This window comes from Streptomyces sp. NPDC002817 (assembly GCF_053592055.1).
Genome location: NZ_JBSFUY010000020.1, coordinates 136,051 through 152,722 on the forward strand (window position 1 = coordinate 136,051; position 16,672 = coordinate 152,722).

A 16,672-nucleotide genomic window follows, 5' to 3' on the forward strand; every position below is an offset into this window, starting at 1 on the left:
GTCGCTGTCGTCGTCATCCGGTCAACGTCCGGTCGGCGGTAAAGATTCCCGTTCCGGGTCATGCGTCGCCGTCGTAGCCGCCCCTTGTTGTACCCACCTGCGCCCGGTTTGTCACATCTGCTAGCAGATGTCACCCAGCGTTTCGGCATCTTTGACGCGCAGTAACGGTACGCCTGGCAGGCCAAACGCGTACACTACCGCCCTTTCGCGCTGAACGCTAAATTTTCTCCGGAACGGGATTGCCCGCGTCGCTGATCGCCTGGCGCACCGGAACCCGTGCGAGCAGGCAGAACCCCAGGATGAAGAAGATCACCAGCGAGATGATCGCGTCCCGATAACTTCCGGTCAGCTGGTAGGTGAGCCCGAACAGAAGCGGGCCCAGCCAGCTCATGCCGCGGTCGCTCATCTCGTACGCCGAGAAGTACTCGGCCTCCTTGCCCGGCGGGACGAGGTGGGAGAACAGGGAGCGCGACAGAGCCTGGCTGCCGCCGAGGACCAGGCCGATCCCGGCGGCCAGTACGAAGAACCACACCGGCGCCCCGGCGGGCAGGAAGTAGCCGGCAGCCAGGGTCAGCGTCCAGGCCACCAGCGAACCGAGGATCGTGCGTTTCGCGCCGTACACGCGGGCCAGTCGGCCCATGCCCAGCGCGCCCGCCACCGCCAGCACCTGGACGAGCAGGACGGCACCGATGAGCGTCGACTGGCCGAGGCCGAGTTCCTCGGAGCCGTAGACGGACGCCTGGGAGATCACGGTCTGGATGCCGTCGTTGTAGACGAGGTACGCCAGGAGGAAGGAGAGCGTCAGCGGATGGCGGCGCATGTCGCGGACGGTGGCCGCCAGTTGGCGGAAGCCGGGCGTGGTCGTTTCCTTCTGCGGCATCCGGCGGTCCTGCAGCCTTCGGAGCGGTACGAGGGTGAAGGCGCCCCACCACAGCCCCGCCGACGCCAGACAGATCCGGACGGCCATGCCCTCCGAGAGGCCGAAGGAGTCATGGGCGGTGTAGAGGACCAGGTTCACCACCAGCACCAGTGAGCCCGCCGCGTAGCCGAAGGCCCAGCCCCGGGAGGAGACCGCGTCGCGTTCCTCGGGCGGGGCGATCTGCGGGAGGTAGGAGTTGTAGAGCATCGCTCCGACGGCCGACGCGGCGTTCGCCACGATGAGCAGGACGCCGCCCAGCAGATAGCGGTCGCCGCCGAGGAAGAACATGGCCGCCGTCGCCGTGGCCCCGGTGTAGGCGGCAGCCGCCAACAGCGGCTTCTTGCGGCCCGTGCGGTCGGCCGCCACGCCGACCAGGGGCATCACCAGCACGGCCACGATCACGGACAGGGACACCGAGTACGCGAAGAAGGCACCGGCCCGCACCGGAATGCCCAGCGGATGGACGTAACCGTCCGCGTCGGCTGCCTTCTCCGCCACCGAGGTCAGATACGGGCCGAGGAACACGGTGAGCACGCTCGTCGAGTAGACGGAGCACGCCCAGTCGTAGAAGTACCAGCCGCGCTGTTCGCGCCGTCGCTCGGCGGCCTCGTCGGCGTCCGTTGTCCGTATGGCGTCGGTGCCCAACCCGGCCCCCTTGCTGGTCCCGCGCCCAGTCCGCGGTTCCAGGGGAGCGAGGCCTGTCAGACCCAGACGCCCCGGTCCTCCATGACCTTGCGCAACGTGTCGATGTGATCGGTCATGATGCCATCCACTCCCAGGTCCAGGAGCCGGTGCATGGCATCGGGATCATTGATGGTCCACACGTGCACCTGCAACCCGCGCGCGTGGGCGGTCCGCACGAAGCGACGGTCGACGACCTGGATGCCGTTCTGGGCCTCGGGAACCTGGGCGGCGACCGCGGAGCCGCGCAGCGCGGCCGGCACACCCCAGGAGCGCAGCCGCAGATTGAGGACGCCCCGGGTGCCGTACGAGGTCGCCAGGCGCGGGCCGGCCAGGCGCTGGGCGCGTACGACCCGGGCCTCGGAGAAGGAGCCGACGCAGATCCGGTCCCAGGCGCCGGTGCGCTCGATCAGCTCCAGGAGAGGGTGGAGCGCCGGCTCGTCCTTGATGTCGACGTTCCAGCGGGCCTCCGGGAACGTCTCCAGGAGCTCCTCGAAGAGCGGCACCGGTTCCTTGCCCGCCACGCGCGCGTGGCGCACGTCCGCCCAGGGCAGGTCCGTGATCCGGCCCGCCCCGTCGGTCATCCGGTCCAGGGTGCCGTCGTGGAAGGCGACGAGCTTCCCGTCCGCCGTGGCGTGGACGTCGGTCTCCAGATACCGATATCCGGTCTCGACCGCCCGCCGGAACTGCAGCAGGGTGTTCTCCAGACCGTCCGCCGCCCCGCCCCGGTGGGCGAAGGGGATCGGGCCGGGGTGGTCGAGGTAGGGGTGGCGTATCCGGGTGCTCACCGACGCAGTATCGCGCGCCGGGGTTGCCCGGTGGCAACGACCGTGCTGCTGTCCGATGCCGAAGGGACGTCGAACAGCCGGAGGAAGAGCTGGGCGAGCGGGCCGATGGACACCGCGTAGAGCACCGTGCCGATGCCGATGGTGCCGCCGAGGGCGAAGCCGGTGGCCACGACCGCGATCTCGACGGCGGTCCGCATCAGACGGATCGAGCGGCCGGTGCGCTGGTGCAGGCCGGTCATCAGACCGTCCCGGGGTCCCGGCCCGAAACGGGCGGAGATGTAGAGACCGGTGGCCACCCCGTTGAGCAGGACGCCCGCCAGGAGAAGGGGGATCCGCACGGCCAGGGTGTGGGCCTCGGGCATCGCGGCGAGCATTCCGTCCATGGCGATGCCGACCACGAAGACGTTGGAGACCGTGCCGAGGCCCGGGCGCTGGCGCAACGGGATCCACAACAGGAGCACCGCCGCGCCCACGAAGATCGACACGACGCCGATCGTGAGGCCCGTCAGCTCGGCGAGGCCCTGGTGCAGCACGTTCCAGGGTTCCAGTCCGAGGCCCGCCTCGACGAGCAGTGCGGAACTCGCTCCGTAGAGGGCGAGACCGACGTACAGCTGGATCAGCCGGCGCCCGAGCCGGCTCTGTGCGGACAAGTGGTGCCCCCTGTGGTCGTGGTGGCCTGGTGCATGACACCCTGTGGCTTGGGTGGAAGCATCATCCATGGCCAATTCGGGGAAGGTGGACTGATTCTCATGGCGCAGTGGACCTCGGCGGTGGGAGCGGCGCAGCTCGCCCGGCTGCTCAACTCCCAGCAGGACCGCCCCGCGGGCCCCGGCACGCGCCGCCCGCCCGCCTACCGGGCGCTCGCCGACGGCATCCGGCTGCTGGTGCTCGAGGGCCGTGTCCCGGTGGCCGCCCGGCTGCCCGCCGAACGCGAGCTGGCCCTGTCCCTGTCCGTCAGTCGTACGACGGTGGCGGCGGCGTACGAGGCGTTGCGCGCCGAGGGTTTCCTGGAGTCGCGGCGCGGGGCCGGCAGCTGGACCGCCGTTCCGGCCGGCAACCCGCTGCCGGCGCGGGGCCTGGAGCCGCTGCCGCCCGAGGCGCTCGGCTCGGTGATCGACCTGGGCTGTGCGGCGCTCCCCGCGCCCGAGCCGTGGCTGACCCGTGCCGTCCAGGGCGCCCTGGAGGAGCTGCCGCCGTACGCCCACACCCATGGCGACTACCCGGCGGGGCTGCCCGCGCTGCGCTCGATGATCGCCGACCGGTACACCGCGCGCGGGATCCCGACGATGCCCGAGCAGATCATGGTGACAACCGGGGCGATGGGCGCCATCGACGCGATCTGCCATCTCTTCGGGGGCCGCGGCGAGCGCATCGCCGTCGAGTCGCCGTCGTACGCCAACATCCTCCAGCTGATGCGTGAGGCCGGCGCGCGGCTCGTGCCCGTCGCGATGGCCGAGGGGCTGGCCGGCTGGGACATGGACCGCTGGCGGCAGGTGCTGCGGGACGCGGCGCCGCGGCTCGCGTACATCGTCGCCGACTTCCACAACCCGACCGGTGCCCTCGCCGACGACGACCAGCGGCGCCAACTGGTGGACGCGGCCCGGTCGGCGGGGACGGTACTGGTCGCCGACGAGACGATGAGCGAGCTGTGGCTGGACGAGGGGGTCGAGATGCCGCGACCCGTGTGCGGGTTCGATCCCGCAGGGTCCACGGTGATCACGGTCGGCTCGGCCAGCAAGGCGTTCTGGGCGGGCATGCGCATCGGATGGGTCCGCGCGGCCCCGGACATCATCCGCAGCCTGGTCGCGGCACGCGCGTACGCCGATCTAGGGACGCCCGTGGTCGAACAGCTGGCCGTGAACTGGCTGTTCAGCACGGGGGGCTGGGCGCAGGCCGTGGACGTACGGCGAGGACAGGCACGGGAGAACCGGGACGCCCTCGTCGCGGCGGTGCGCCGGGAACTGCCGACGTGGGAGTTCGAGGTGCCCATGGGTGGGCTGACGTTGTGGGTGCGCGCCGGGGGCCTGTCCGGGTCGCGGATCGCCGAGGCCGGTGAGCGGGTGGGAGTTCGGGTGCCGTCCGGGCCCCGGTTCGGGGTGGACGGCGCCTTCGAGGGGTATGTGCGGCTGCCGTTCACCGTGGGGGGAGCGGTGGCGGAGGAGGCGGCGGCGAGGCTGGCTGCCGCGGCTCGGGTTGTGGAGAGCGGGGGGACCGGAGGCGGCGAAGTGCCGCGCACATTCGTGGCATGACGCCGACCGGATCCACCTGAGGGGTGCGGGGCTGTATCGATTCGCGGCTACCGCCGCGGGCCGCGATCAGCCCTCACGCACCCGCACGACTACCGCAACCGTCTACGGCGCGTCGGCGACCACCGCTTCCACGGGGACCGAATCCGCCGGTGTCGTCCGCGGCGGCAGCAACGCCAGCACCGCCTGCCGGGCCGTGTCGCTCGTCGCCTCGTCGTGCGGGTCGGGCGTCGCCGGTACCTGAAGGCGATGGACGGGCCCCGTGCCCAGGCGGGCGTATCCACGGCCGGGCGGTACGTCGGCGGCCGGAGTCGTGCGCGGGGGAGCGCCCAGGACCGCGGCCAGCTGCTCGGGCGTCGCCGGGCCCAGGACGACACGCGCGCGTGTGTGCTGGCGTACCGCGTCGCTCAGCGCGTCCGCGCTGTCGAACTGGTCGGCCACGACCACGGTGACACCCGCCGCCCGGCCGTGCCGCAGGGGGACCTGGAGGAGGGACTGCGGATCGCGATGGCCGTCGGAGGCGGCCAGGTGCGTGAACGCGCTCGGGCGGTCCAGGAGGATCCACAGCGGACGCTTCGTGTCGTCCGGTGGCTGGTGGCCCGCCTGGCGCGCCTGGTTCATGGCGATCAGGCGCCGCTCCGTCTCGGTGGCGGCCCACTCCAGGCTCGCCAGTGCCCCGGTCAGCCCGCACTCGACCGCCAGGACACCGTCCCGGCCGGTGAGGCAGGCGTACTCACCGGTGCCGCCGCCCTCGACGATCACCACGTCGCCGTGGAGGAGCGCCTGGAGCGCGATGGAGCGCAGCAGGGTCGAGGTACCGCTGCCCGGCTGGCCCATGACCAGCAGGTGCGGCTCGGTGGAGCGGACGCCGGTGCGCCAGACGACGGGGGGTACGTCGCGCTGCTCCTCGCCGTAGGTGAGCGGGAGCGTGCGCTGGACCTCGGTGGGATCGGTGAAGCCGAGGACCGTCTCGCCGGGGGACGTGACGAAACGCTGGGCGGCGATGTCGGTCGGCAGCGGCGGCAGGACGGTGACGGAGAGCTGGTTGCCCTCCTCGTCCCATGCGAAGCGGTACTCACGGCCGCGGCCCGACTTGGCGTGCAGCAGCTGCTCGATCCGCGCGCGGGAGTCGGCCTCGCCGTCGGTGAAGTACGCGGGGTAGCGGATCACGAGCTGTGTGATCCGCCCCGTCTCGTCGAACTCGTACACCGGGAACGCCTTGTCCCACTCGCCGCCGTGGGTGAAGAGGGGATCAGGGTCCTCGGCGGTCGAGAAGTACGGCACCAGGGCCTCGTACAGAGACCGCAGACGCTGGGTCTGCGACTCGTCGGGGCCCTCCGGGGCCGCTGGGGTGCGGTCCCGGCCCTGCCAGGCCGCCGCCGCCATCAGGGTGATGACGGCGAGCAGCGGACCGTACGGCACGAGCGCCACGACCAGGACCACCGACGCCACCAGGAAAAGCAGCGGGCCGCGCTTGTCCTTGGGGGTGTCGGCCCACCTGCGCCGCCCGGCCGAAGCCAGCCGGCGCAGACCGCGAGTGATCGTGATCAGCGGGTGGAGGACGTCGGTGGCGCTGTCGGCCGCCGTCCGGGCCAGCTCCCGGCTCCGGGCGATCTGCGCGCTGCCTGTGCTCAGGATGCGGGGGAGGGGGCGCCGGACCACTGCTGTCTCCTGGAGGTGCGTACGGACGGGAGGAACGGCGTCAGAACTTGATGCCGCCGAGGAGGCTCGCGAGGCTCTCGCCGCCCGCCTTGATGCTGGGGGCGATGGCCGTGCTTGCCAGGTAGAAGCCGAACAGGGCGGCGACCAGGGCGTGCGACGCCTTGAGGCCGTCCTTGCGGAAGAAGATGAAGACGACGATGCCGAGCAGCACGACGCCTGAGATGGAGAAGATCATGTGAGTGCTCCTGGTTCAGGTGGGGACAGTCACCATGAGTACTTCCAGGATCACAGGATGTATCCATACGATAAAAGGTGCAACTGGGTGAATTTCTATTGATTTCACTCGCTCGGCGGGGTCGGCTTCGGCCGGATGAGCAGGGGACTTGCGTCCGACCGGGTCAGTGGTGATCTTTACCTCCGGCACATCGGGTCATGTGCGGCGCGAGCCAGTACCCTGGCGATTCACCTGAACGGTTGTATGAGAGGCGGTCCGGCCGATGACTGAAGCCCCCGACCCCGAGGTCGTGGAGCTGGCGACCAAGATCTTCGATCTGGCCCGCCGGGGTCAGACCGAGGCGCTCGTGGCGTATGTCGACGCGGGTGTTCCGGCCAACCTCACCAACGACCGTGGCGACTCCCTCGTCATGCTCGCCGCCTATCACGGCCACGCCGACGCGGTCCGCGCGCTGCTCGCCCGGGGCGCCGAGGCCGACCGGATCAACGACCGGGGCCAGACCCCGCTCGCCGGGGCCGTCTTCAAGGGTGAGACGGAAGTCATCAAGGCTCTTCTGGAGAGCGGTGCCGACCCGGCCGCGGGGACCCCGTCGGCGCTCGACACCGCTCGGATGTTCGCCAAGACGGAACTGCTCGACTTGTTCGGCGCACACTGATCCGGATGTTCTGACCAGTAAAAACACGGAAAACGGGGGAGGCGGTACAGGGCCGCCGAAATTTCGGTCGCGGCAGATGTAAGTGCCGAGTCATCATGACGTCGTGATTCACGGACGCGATGGCTGGGCAGGTGTTGCCGCACCGCGCGGGCCGTGATGCGGTCCGCATGGGCCACCGACGAGAGGCAGAGGAAGATGGTCTACAGCAAGCAGGAAACGGCGGGCGCCCCGACGTGTTGTCACGCGGCCAGGTAAAGCAAGATCCCGGTTGCGTCGACGCTTGATGTGAGGCTGTTTCCCATGTTCGAACCGGTCATAGCGCCCAGCGGTACGCTGCTCGGCCTCCTCCAGAGGGGCCGCGGCGACGGAACACTGCACGCGCTCACCGCACCGCGCGCCGAGGCGCTCGCGGCTCTGAACCACTGTGTGCTGCGGGACCCCCGCCACGACTGGCAGGTGGAGAACCGCTCCCTTTACTACGCCCGTCTGTACCTCGACCTGAACGGCGAACTGGACGAGATCGAGGCCCACCTCTTCGACGTCGAGGACCACTTGGACGACGAGGAGTCCCGCACCGGGCTCGCCCTGGCGGTCCTCGGGCACCTCGCCTCCTACGGCAGGCGGGACGCGCTCGAACTGCTGCGCAGGTACGCGGCCTCGGGCACCAACTGGGCCTGGGCCCTGGACGAACTGGCTCTCAGGGACGACGACGCCGGGCTGCGCGCCCTGGCCGCCCCCGTGCTGGCCCGCTTCGGCACCGACGCCGAGGGCGAGGCCGAACTGGCCGCCACCGTGCGCGATGCCTTCGAACCACGGCCGTGGCGGCTGTGGGCCGAGGATCCGCGCGAATCCATCGCCGCACGCGTGCGTGCCGCCCAGGAGACCGGCTGCTTCGACCGCTGGCAACGTCAGATGCGACCTAGCGGGCCCCGTCCGGGGTGGAGCGTGCAGGCGGTCTTCGAGTGGGCCGAGCAGGGCATCGAACGCGGCACCGCGCGCCATGTGCCGGCCGCCCGCTGCCTCATGGCCGTCGCGGGCCCGGAGGACCGGGCCGAGATCGTTGCCGCCGCCAAGGACGGCACCGAGGGAGCCCGCAGCACCGCGCTGCGCTACCTCGCCGACGGCAATGATCCGGACGCCCTCGATCTGATCGAGGCGGCCGTGGTCACCGGATCGGCGCCGGTCGTGGAGGCCGCCGTCGACGCCTTCGAACGTATGCGCAGTGTCGCCGCCGTCGACCGGGCCCGCGGCTGGGCCCACCGGCCCGATCCGCTGGGCGCCGCCGCCGGACGCATGCTCGCCTGCCGCGGCGGCATGCAGGACACGGACCTGGTTCTCGCGGCCCTGCGTGAGGCCGTACGAGGCGAAGGGCCGGACGCACCGACCCTGTGGACCCTCGTCGACGGCACCGGACGGCTCGGCATCGCCTGCGCCGCACCCGTGCTCCGCCACATCTACCGGGAGACGGCCTCCTCCCATCTGCGCGGCCGGGCCGCCCGGGCCCTCGCCGCCACCGACCCCTCCTACCCCACCGGCTTCGCCGTCGAATGCCTCTGGGACTGCGAGGAGACCACCCGCGAGATCGCCGCCCGGCACGCCGAGACCGGTGACGCCAGGGTCGTCGAACAGCTTCGCCGCCTCGCCGCCGATCCGGCCGAGGAAGCAGAGGTCCAGACAGCCGTACGCAGCCGGATCGGACCGGACGCCACCATGATGTGAAGGCCTGCCCTCAGGGTGAACTCGGGGTGACCCGCGGGTCAGGCACGCATGGACACGGCCTGACCTGCACGGGGGTGCGAGGGAACGCTCATGGGACGTTCCTCGTCCGGAAAGATCGACGTTGACGCGAGCACGCCCAGCACGGCGACAACACCCTTATGCGTGTCGTCATCGTGACCGAATCCTTTCCCCCCGATGTGAACGGCGTGGCCCACTGCGCGCTCCAGACCGCCCGGCACCTCGTAGATCGCGGTCACTCTCCGCTCGTCGTCGCACCGGCCACCGCGGCCGGCAGTGGGCCCGGCGTGGACACCCTCGCGCCCTGCCCCGTCGTCCGTGTCCCCTCCCTCCCTCTCCCCGGCTACCCCCAGGTACGCGTCGCCCTCCCCAGCCGACGCGTCGCCGCGGCCCTCGCCGAGCACCGCGCCGACATCGTCCACCTGGCCAGTCCCTTCGTCCTCGGCGTCCGCGGCATGGCCGCCGCCGCCCGGCTCGGCATCCCCGCCGTGGCCGTCTACCAGACCGACCTCGCCGGATACGCCCGTACCTATGTGCACGCGGGTGAGGCGGCCGCCTGGCGCCGCATCCGCTCCGTCCACGCCGCCGCGAACCTCACCCTCGCCCCGTCCAGTGCCGCCCTGCACGACCTGGAGACCCACGGCGTCCCCCGGGTGAAGCTGTGGCCGCGCGGCGTGGACACCGTCCGCTTCCGCCCCGAGCACCGGGACGAGGCGCTGCGCCGCGAACTCGCCCCGAACGGTGAGCTGATCGTCGGCTACGTCGGGCGGCTCGCCCCCGAGAAGCAGGTCGAACTGCTCGCCGGTGTGTGTGGCCTGGAGGGCGTGCGGGTCGTCATCGTGGGCGACGGGCCGAGTCAGACCGGGTTGGCGGAGGCGCTCCCTGGCGCGGTCTTCCTCGGCCGTCGGACCGGCGACGAACTCGCCCGGATCTTCGCCTCGTTCGACGTCTTCGCGCACACCGGTCCCTTCGAGACCTTCTGCCAGACCGTGCAGGAGGCCATGGCCAGCGGGGTGCCCGTCGTCGCGCCCGCCGCCGGCGGCCCGCTGGACCTGGTCGCCCACGGGCGCACCGGCCTGCTGGTCCCGCCACGCGACGCGGCCGCCGTACGGGACGCCGTGTGGGCCCTGGCCGCCGACCCCGGGCTGCGGGCCGCGTACGGCAGCGCCGCGCGCGCCATGGTCGAGGGACGCACCTGGGCGGCCGTCGGCGATCAGCTGATCGGCCACTACGCGAGCGTGCTCGCCCCACGGCGGACGGCGGTGGCGGCATGAGCGTGTCGCGTATCGACGGTGGCGCTGGTGCCGCCCCGTTGCGGATCGTCCGCCTCGCGAACTTCGTCGCGCCCGCCTCGGGAGGCCTGCGCACAGCGCTGCGCGAGCTGGGCAAGGGATACCGGGCGGCCGGACACGAGTCCGTGCTCGTCGTGCCGGGCGAGCGGGTCAGTGACGTCGAGACCGAACAGGGACGCGTGATCACCCTGCCCGGCCCGCTGCTGCCCGGCACCGGCGGCTACCGGGTGCTCGCCGACAAGCGGCGGGTGGCCCGGCTGCTGGAGGAACTGGCCCCCGACCGACTGGAGGTCTCCGACCGTACGACGCTCAGGTGGACCGGCAGGTGGGCGCGGCGGGCCCGGGTACCCGCCGTGATGGTCTCCCACGAGACCGCCGACGGTGTCCTGCGCACCTGGGGTGTCCCGGAGGGCGCGGCCAGGCGAGCCGCGGACGCCCTGAACGTCCGGACGGCACACATGTACGCGCGCGTCGTGTGCACCACCGAGTTCGCCGAGCGGGAGTTCGTGCGCATCGGGGCGCGCAACGTCGTACGGGCGCCGCTGGGCGTCGATCTGGTGGAGCGGCACCCCGCGCTGCGGGACCCGGGGGTGCGTTCCCGGTACGCGCGGGTGGACGAGACGCTGCTCGTGACGTGCACCCGGCTCTCCGTGGAGAAACGGCCCGGCACGGCGCTGGACGCCCTGGAGGCGCTCGTACGGCGTCGGCGGCGGGCGGTGCTGGTGGTGGCCGGGGACGGACCGCTGCGGGCGCGGCTCGAACAGCGGGCGCGCGGGCTGCCGGTCGTCTTCCTCGGCCATGTCTCCGACCGTGGGCTGCTCGGGGCGCTCCAGGCCTCCGCCGACGTGTGCCTGGCGCCCGGACCGGCCGAGACCTTCGGACTCGCCGCGCTGGAGGCGATGGCGTGCGGGACGCCGGTCGTGGCGAGCGCGTCCTCGGCGTTGCCCGAGGTGATCGGTTCCGCGGGGGCCGTCGCGGCGGACCACGGGGGTGCCTTCGCGGACGCCGTGGAGATGCTGCTGGAGCGGCCCTCCGCCGCGCGCCGGGAAGCCGCACGCACGCGTGCGGAGTGCTTCGGATGGCGTACGGCGGTGGAGGCGTTCCTCGCCGCGCACGACGCGTCGGTCACGGTGCCCGGGGGAGTCCGATGAGACCGGTCCGGTTCGTCGCCCTGGGTGACTCGCTGACCGAGGGCGTCGGCGATCCCGTCGGCGAGGGGTGGCGCGGCTGGGCCGCGCTCCTCGCCGACGGGATCGGCGAGTGCGTGGAGTTCACCAACCTCGCGGTCAGCGGGTCGCAGACGCGGGACGTGCTGGAACGGCAGCTGCCCGCCGGGCTCGCGCTGCGTCCGGACGTCGTGTCCGTCGTCGTCGGCGTCAACGACACCCTTCGCTGCACCTTCGACATCCATGCAGTGGCCTCGCGACTCGACGCCGTGTACGCCGCCTTCGCCTCACAGGGTTCGGTGGTGCTCACGGCGTGTCTGCCCGACCCCGGCGCCATGTTGGGGCTGCCGGGGGCGTTGGCGCGGCCGCTGGCTCGACGGCAACGGGCGGTCAACACGGTGGTGCACGCGCTGTCCGAGCGGTACGGGGCGGTGCACTTGCACGCTGCCGAGGGGGCGTGGCTCATGGATCGGGCGATGTGGAGCGCGGATCGGCTCCACCCGGGGGAGCGGGGGCATCGGCAACTGGCCGTGCGGTTTCACGCGTTGCTGGCGGAGGCGGGGCTGGCGACAGGGGGCGCGCCCTCGCCCGAGCCCGAGTTTCCGGTGCCCACGACGTCGGCGAGTCTGTGGTGGCTGGCCACGGCGGGTACGGGATGGGTGGCCCGGCGGTGCACCGATCTGTTGCCGCAGTTGTTGAGGCTTGCGGCGGACGAGGTCGGGCATCGGGCCCGGGGGACCAGTGTGCGGCTCGATCTGCGGGCGTCGGCTGCGGTGTCGGCGGCATTGGCCGCGTTGTCGGCGGACGTAGCTAGGGCGCCGTGAGAGGCCGGTCGTCGGCTGCGGGTGCGTGGGGGTCGGTCGCGCAGTTCCCCGCGCCCCGTGGGCGGGTCAGCGTCGGCGTACCTCCAAGAAGCGCACCGGGGTGCCTGGTACCGCTTGGGCAACCGCCGGGAGGTCTGCCGTGCGGACGACCGCAATCACCGGGTAGCCGCCGGTGGTCGGGTGATCCGCCAGGAACACGACCGGGCGGCCGTCCGGTGGGACCTGGACCGCGCCCAGGACCATGCCCTCGCTCGGGAGTTCGCCCGGGACCGCACGTTCCAGGGCAGGGCCCTCCGTGCGCAGGCCGATGCGGTTGCTCGCGGAGGACACCCGGTAGGTGCGGGACGTGAAGGTGCGCAGCGCCTCCGGTGTGAACCAGTCGTCGCGAGGGCCTCGCGTCACATGCAGGACCAGTTCCGCCGGGGGCGCCGGCTGCGGGGCGGCGTCCACGCGTGCGTGGAGGTGTGTCGGGGCACCCAGGGGGAGGACCGCGCCGTCCGTGAGCGCGGGTGGGCCTAGGCCCGACAGGAGGTCCGTGGAGCGGCTGCCGAGGACCGGGTCGACGGTGATGCCGCCGGAGACGGCCACATAGGTGCGCAGACCGGCGACGGCCGAGCCGACGTCCAGGAGGGCGCCCGCGGGCACCGGTACCGGGGCGCCCCAGGCGACCGGGCGGCCGTCCACCGTCACCGGGCAGGGGGCGCCGCCGACGGCCACGAGGACCGCCGAACGGGGGCGTACGGCACAGCCGTTGAGCGTGGTCTCCAGGACGGCCGCGTCCCGGGCGTTGCCGACCAGGCGGTTGACGAGGGCCGCGGCGGGGCCGTCCAGCGCCCCCGAGCGGGGCACGCCCAGGTGGGCGTGGCCCGGACGGCCCAGGTCCTGCACGGTGGTCAGCGCCCCGGACCGTACGACGGCGAGTGCGCGGTCGGTCATGCCGTACCCACCGGCACGAACCTCACGCGCGTGCCCGGCGACAGCAGCGCCGCCGGCACGCGCGCGTGGTCCCACAGAACCGTGTCCGTCGTACCGATCAGCTGCCAGCCACCCGGCGACGAACGCGGGTACACGCCCGTGTACGGGCCCGCGAGCGCCACCGAACCGGGCGGGACGGCCGTGCGCGGGGTCGCCCTGCGCGGGACGTCGTACTCCTGCGGAAGGCCGGTGAGGTAGCCGAAGCCGGGGGCGAACCCGCAGAACGCGACGGTGAACTCGGTGGCCGCGTGGATGCGGGCCACCTCGTGCGGTGCGACGCCCCAGTGCGCGGCCACGTCGGCCAGGTCCGGACCGTCGTAGCGCACGGGGAGCTCGACGGCGTCACGCGCGCGTGGGGGAGACGGCGGTACGGCGGAGGCGGTCAGTTCGGAGGCCAGCCGGGCCGGGTCGGCCAGGCCGTCCAGGAGGACCGTGCGGGCCGCGGGGACGATCTCGGCCACGGTCAGGGAGCCCTCCGCGCGGCGGCGCAGCAGCTCCGCGTGGAGCGACTGCGCCTCCTCGCCCGAGGCGACCTCGACGAGCAGCGCGCCGTCGCCGACGGGCAGCGCCCTCATGCGAAGGCCGCCACGAGGACGCCCGACGCCGTCAGCCGCTCCCGGACCCGGCGGGCCAGCTCCACGGCGCCCGGGGTGTCCCCGTGCAGGCACAGCGAGCGGGCCCGCACCTCGATGCGCGCACCGGAGTGCGCGGTGACCGCGCCGTCCCGGGCCAGCCCCACCGACCGCTCCACGACGGTGTCCGGATCGGTGACGACCGCGCCCTCCTCACCGCGCGGCACGAGCGTGCCGCCATCGGTGTACGCGCGGTCCGCGAACGCCTCCGTGACCGCAGGCAGGCCCGCCTTCGCGGCCAGTTCCAGCAGACGCGAGCCCGGCAGGCCGAGGACGGGCAGGGTCGCGTCCGCGAGGAGCACACCGTCGACGACCGCGCCGGCCTGCTCGTCGTCGTGCACGACCCGGTTGTAGAGGGCGCCGTGCGGCTTGACGTACGACACGCGTGTGCCCGCCGCGCGCGCGAAGACCTCCAGGGCACCGATCTGGTACGCCACCTCGGCCGCCAGTTCGGCGGGCGGCACGTCCATCGCGCGCCGCCCGAATCCGGCCAGGTCCCGGTAGGAGACCTGGGCGCCGATCCGTACGCCGCGCTCGGCCGCCTGCTCGCACACCCGCCGCATGGTCGCCGCGTCCCCGGCGTGGAACCCGCAGGCCACGTTGGCGCTCGTGACGACGGACAGCAGCTGTTCGTCGTCGGTGAGCTGCCAGCGGCCGAAGCCCTCGCCGAGGTCGGCGTTCAGATCGATCGAGGCCATGGAATTTCCGAGTCTCCTTCCGAGGCCACTTCTCAGGCCACTCGGTACTGCTGGTCGCGGGCGTCCGTGAGGAACATCTGGCCGGGCGCGTGGGTGATGGCGAACGGCGGGCGCGAGGCCGTCACCGCGGCCTGCGGGGTCACTCCACAGGCCCAGAACACCGGGATGTCGTCCGGCTGGATGTCCACCGGGTCCCCGAAGTCGGGGCGACCGAGGTCATCGATGCCGAGGGTCGACGGGTCGCCGCAGTGTACGGGGCCGCCGTGCACCGCCGGGAGCAGACTGCTCTCCCGGATCGCCGCCGACAGGTGCTCCGGCGGCACGGGACGCATCGACACCACCATCGGGCCGTGCAGCCGTCCCGCCGGCCGGCACTGCCAGCTGGTCTCGTACATCGGGACGTTGCGGCCCTGCTCCAGATGACGGATCGGGACGCCGGCCTCGGTCAAGGCCCACTCGAAGGTGAAGCTGCAGCCGATCAGGAACGACACCAGGTCGTCACGCCAGTGCGCACGCACATCGGTCGGCTCGTCCACCAGCTCGCCGTCCTGCCACACCCGGTAGCGCGGCAGATCGGTGCGCAGGTCGGCACCGTCGGCCAGGACGGTCGTGGGGGAACCGGCGTCCGTGACGTCGAGCACCGGACACGGCTTCGGATTGCGCTGGCAGAACAGCAGCATGTCGTACGCCCAGTCCGCGGGCACCGAGATCAGGTTGACCTGGGTGTGGCCCGCCGAGACCCCGGAGGTGGGGCCGGTCAGGCCCGCGCGGAAGCGCATCCGGGCGTTGCGCGGGCTCCACGCGTGCGCGTGCTCGTCGACGAGGGTCAGGGGGCGGTCCTCCGTGCGGTTCACACCAGCTCCTTCCCGCGGGTCTCCGGCAGGCCGAAGAGCGCCAGCGCGGCGATGCCGTAGCCGATCGCGCCGAAGACCAGCGCGCCACCCACACCCCAGCTGTCGGCCAGGAAGCCGACCGTGGTCGGGAAGACGGCGCCCACCGCGCGCCCGGCGTTGTACGTGAAGCCCTGTCCCGTGCCGCGCACCGCCGTCGGGTACAGCTCGGCCAGGAACGACCCGAAACCGCTGAAGATCGCCGACATGCAGAACCCGAGCGGGAAGCCGAGCACGAGGAGCAGGGTGTTGGAGCCCTCCGGGATGTTGCCGTACGCCAGGATGCAGACGGCCGACAGGAGCGCGAAGAGCCAGATGTTGCGGCGGCGGCCGAGACGGTCGGTGAGGTAGCCGCCGGTGAGATAGCCGAGGAAGGCGCCGGAGATCAGGAACGTGAGGTATCCGCCGGTGCCGACGACCGACAGTCCGCGATCGCTCTTCAGATACGTCGGAACCCAGGTGGCGAGGGTGTAGTAGCCGCCCTGGACACCGGTGGAGAGCAGGCCCGCGAAGATCGTCGTACGCAGCAGGCCGGGCTTGAAGATCGCCGTGAAGGAAGTCTGCCCGGCGCTCTTCTCGCGGACCGCGATGGCCTCGGGCGCGTCCTGCACCCGCCGTCGCATCCAGACGACGAGCAGCGCGGGCAGCGCGCCCGTCCAGAACATCACGCGCCAGGCCACGTCGTCGTCGAAGACCGAGAAGACCAGCGTGTACACGATCACCGCCAGGCCCCAGCCGACGGCCCACGAGCTCTGGATCGCGCCGAGTGTGCGGCCCCGGTGTTTCGCGCTCGCGTACTCGGCGACCAGGATCGCGCCGACCGCCCACTCGCCGCCGAAGCCGATCCCCTGCAGCGCACGGAAGACCAGCAGTGACTCGAAGTTCGGCGCGAAGCCGCAGGCCACGGTGAAGACCGCGTAGGTGATCACCGTGATCATCAGGGCCCGGACCCGGCCGACGCGGTCGGCCAGCACGCCCGCGAGGGCGCCGCCGAGCCCGGAGGCCAGCAGCGTGACGGTGGTGAAGAGGCCGGTCTGGCCGCTGTCCAGGCCGAAGTACGCGGCCAGCGCGACCATGCTCAGCGGGAGCGTGAAGTAGTCGTAGGAGTCGAGGGCATAGCCGCCGAACGCGCCGGCGAAGGCGCGGCGGCCGCGCGGACCGAGGGCGCGGAACCAGCCCAACGCCCCGTCGTCGGCGGGGCGTTCGGTCGTCGTGGGCCGGTCGGTCATGGCCTGTGGCGGGGGAGTCGTGCTCATGTGCACCTCGCAGTGG

At 72.4% G+C, this 16,672-nt stretch carries 16 protein-coding genes; 6 read left to right on the plus strand and 10 right to left on the minus strand.

Annotated elements, in window-relative coordinates:
* Positions 1 to 217 precede the first annotated feature (217 nt).
* From ACWD3I_RS31370 to yczE, 3 genes are read right to left on the minus strand one after another with little or no spacing between them, the layout of a single operon-like run.
* Positions 218 to 1,564: an MFS transporter gene (locus ACWD3I_RS31370; RefSeq protein WP_365405833.1), complete on the minus strand. Its 1,347-nt coding sequence runs from the start codon at positions 1,562 to 1,564 to the stop codon at positions 218 to 220.
* Between the two features lie 56 nt (positions 1,565 to 1,620).
* Positions 1,621 to 2,388, minus strand: coding sequence for a glycerophosphodiester phosphodiesterase (locus ACWD3I_RS31375; RefSeq protein WP_365405836.1), 768 nt, complete (start codon positions 2,386 to 2,388; stop codon positions 1,621 to 1,623).
* On the minus strand, positions 2,385 to 3,038 hold the full coding sequence (gene yczE, locus ACWD3I_RS31380; protein WP_365405839.1) for a membrane protein YczE: 654 nt from the start codon (positions 3,036 to 3,038) through the stop codon (positions 2,385 to 2,387). Before yczE ends, ACWD3I_RS31375 begins: the two co-directional genes overlap by 4 nt.
* A 99-nt stretch (positions 3,039 to 3,137) precedes the next feature.
* Between yczE and ACWD3I_RS31385 the strand changes: the two genes are divergently transcribed.
* Positions 3,138 to 4,637 carry an SCO1417 family MocR-like transcription factor gene (locus tag ACWD3I_RS31385; RefSeq protein WP_365405842.1) on the plus strand — a complete coding sequence of 500 codons (1,500 nt, stop codon included), beginning with the start codon at positions 3,138 to 3,140 and terminating at the stop codon, positions 4,635 to 4,637.
* Positions 4,638 to 4,739: 102 nt separating this feature from the next.
* Here the strand turns inward: ACWD3I_RS31385 and ACWD3I_RS31390 are convergent, their stop codons facing one another.
* A complete protein-coding gene (locus tag ACWD3I_RS31390) occupies positions 4,740 to 6,296 on the minus strand; it encodes an ATP-binding cassette domain-containing protein (RefSeq protein ID WP_365405844.1) in 1,557 nt (518 codons plus the stop codon).
* 40 nt (positions 6,297 to 6,336) lie between these two features.
* Positions 6,337 to 6,531 (minus strand): hypothetical protein, encoded by a 195-nt coding sequence (locus ACWD3I_RS31395; protein WP_046262076.1) that lies wholly within the window; start codon positions 6,529 to 6,531, stop codon positions 6,337 to 6,339.
* Positions 6,532 to 6,793: 262 nt separating this feature from the next.
* Here ACWD3I_RS31395 and ACWD3I_RS31400 point away from each other — a divergent pair, with 262 nt between their 5' ends.
* The 5 genes from ACWD3I_RS31400 (at position 6,794) to ACWD3I_RS31420 (ending at position 12,205) form a co-directional block, all read left to right on the plus strand.
* Entirely contained in the window at positions 6,794 to 7,186 is a 393-nt protein-coding gene (locus ACWD3I_RS31400; protein ID WP_361487446.1) for an ankyrin repeat domain-containing protein, read from the plus strand.
* 300 nt (positions 7,187 to 7,486) lie between these two features.
* Complete coding sequence (locus ACWD3I_RS31405) at positions 7,487 to 8,905, plus strand: HEAT repeat domain-containing protein (RefSeq protein ID WP_365405848.1); 1,419 nt, start codon at positions 7,487 to 7,489, stop codon at positions 8,903 to 8,905.
* 158 nt (positions 8,906 to 9,063) lie between these two features.
* A complete protein-coding gene (locus ACWD3I_RS31410) occupies positions 9,064 to 10,197 on the plus strand; it encodes a glycosyltransferase family 4 protein (protein WP_365405851.1) in 1,134 nt (377 codons plus the stop codon).
* The gene (locus tag ACWD3I_RS31415) at positions 10,194 to 11,366 is read left to right on the plus strand and encodes a glycosyltransferase (protein ID WP_365405853.1); all 1,173 of its coding nucleotides are present in this window, start codon (positions 10,194 to 10,196) and stop codon (positions 11,364 to 11,366) included. The genes ACWD3I_RS31410 and ACWD3I_RS31415 overlap by 4 nt, the downstream gene beginning before the upstream one ends.
* On the plus strand, positions 11,363 to 12,205 hold the full coding sequence (locus tag ACWD3I_RS31420) for an SGNH/GDSL hydrolase family protein (RefSeq protein WP_365405856.1): 843 nt from the start codon (positions 11,363 to 11,365) through the stop codon (positions 12,203 to 12,205). The genes ACWD3I_RS31415 and ACWD3I_RS31420 overlap by 4 nt, the downstream gene beginning before the upstream one ends.
* A 66-nt stretch (positions 12,206 to 12,271) precedes the next feature.
* Here ACWD3I_RS31420 and ACWD3I_RS31425 read toward each other — a convergent pair whose 3' ends face one another.
* From ACWD3I_RS31425 to ACWD3I_RS31445, 5 genes are read right to left on the minus strand one after another with little or no spacing between them, the layout of a single operon-like run.
* Positions 12,272 to 13,141: a 5-oxoprolinase subunit C family protein gene (locus ACWD3I_RS31425; protein WP_365405859.1), complete on the minus strand. Its 870-nt coding sequence runs from the start codon at positions 13,139 to 13,141 to the stop codon at positions 12,272 to 12,274.
* A complete protein-coding gene (locus ACWD3I_RS31430) occupies positions 13,138 to 13,755 on the minus strand; it encodes a 5-oxoprolinase subunit B family protein (protein WP_365405862.1) in 618 nt (205 codons plus the stop codon). The genes ACWD3I_RS31425 and ACWD3I_RS31430 overlap by 4 nt, the downstream gene beginning before the upstream one ends.
* The gene (locus ACWD3I_RS31435) at positions 13,752 to 14,510 is read right to left on the minus strand and encodes a LamB/YcsF family protein (protein WP_365405865.1); all 759 of its coding nucleotides are present in this window, start codon (positions 14,508 to 14,510) and stop codon (positions 13,752 to 13,754) included. The genes ACWD3I_RS31430 and ACWD3I_RS31435 overlap by 4 nt, the downstream gene beginning before the upstream one ends.
* A gap of 32 nt (positions 14,511 to 14,542) precedes the next feature.
* The gene (locus ACWD3I_RS31440; protein WP_365405868.1) at positions 14,543 to 15,364 is read right to left on the minus strand and encodes a putative hydro-lyase; all 822 of its coding nucleotides are present in this window, start codon (positions 15,362 to 15,364) and stop codon (positions 14,543 to 14,545) included.
* On the minus strand, positions 15,361 to 16,656 hold the full coding sequence (locus ACWD3I_RS31445; RefSeq protein ID WP_365405871.1) for an MFS transporter: 1,296 nt from the start codon (positions 16,654 to 16,656) through the stop codon (positions 15,361 to 15,363). Before ACWD3I_RS31445 ends, ACWD3I_RS31440 begins: the two co-directional genes overlap by 4 nt.
* Positions 16,657 to 16,672 lie beyond the last annotated feature (16 nt).

Bases quoted from the DNA above. Each gene is read 5' to 3' on its own strand.
- ACWD3I_RS31385 (WP_365405842.1), top strand. From the start codon at position 3,138: ATGGCGCAGTGGACCTCGGCGGTGGGAGCGGCGCAGCTCGCCCGGCTG.
- ACWD3I_RS31395 (WP_046262076.1), bottom strand. From the start codon at position 6,531: ATGATCTTCTCCATCTCAGGCGTCGTGCTGCTCGGCATCGTCGTCTTC.
- ACWD3I_RS31400 (WP_361487446.1), top strand. From the start codon at position 6,794: ATGACTGAAGCCCCCGACCCCGAGGTCGTGGAGCTGGCGACCAAGATC.
- ACWD3I_RS31405 (WP_365405848.1), top strand. From the start codon at position 7,487: ATGTTCGAACCGGTCATAGCGCCCAGCGGTACGCTGCTCGGCCTCCTC.
- ACWD3I_RS31410 (WP_365405851.1), top strand. From the start codon at position 9,064: ATGCGTGTCGTCATCGTGACCGAATCCTTTCCCCCCGATGTGAACGGC.
- ACWD3I_RS31415 (WP_365405853.1), top strand. From the start codon at position 10,194: ATGAGCGTGTCGCGTATCGACGGTGGCGCTGGTGCCGCCCCGTTGCGG.
- ACWD3I_RS31420 (WP_365405856.1), top strand. From the start codon at position 11,363: ATGAGACCGGTCCGGTTCGTCGCCCTGGGTGACTCGCTGACCGAGGGC.
- ACWD3I_RS31425 (WP_365405859.1), bottom strand. From the start codon at position 13,141: ATGACCGACCGCGCACTCGCCGTCGTACGGTCCGGGGCGCTGACCACC.
- ACWD3I_RS31430 (WP_365405862.1), bottom strand. From the start codon at position 13,755: ATGAGGGCGCTGCCCGTCGGCGACGGCGCGCTGCTCGTCGAGGTCGCC.
- ACWD3I_RS31435 (WP_365405865.1), bottom strand. From the start codon at position 14,510: ATGGCCTCGATCGATCTGAACGCCGACCTCGGCGAGGGCTTCGGCCGC.
- ACWD3I_RS31445 (WP_365405871.1), bottom strand. From the start codon at position 16,656: ATGAGCACGACTCCCCCGCCACAGGCCATGACCGACCGGCCCACGACG.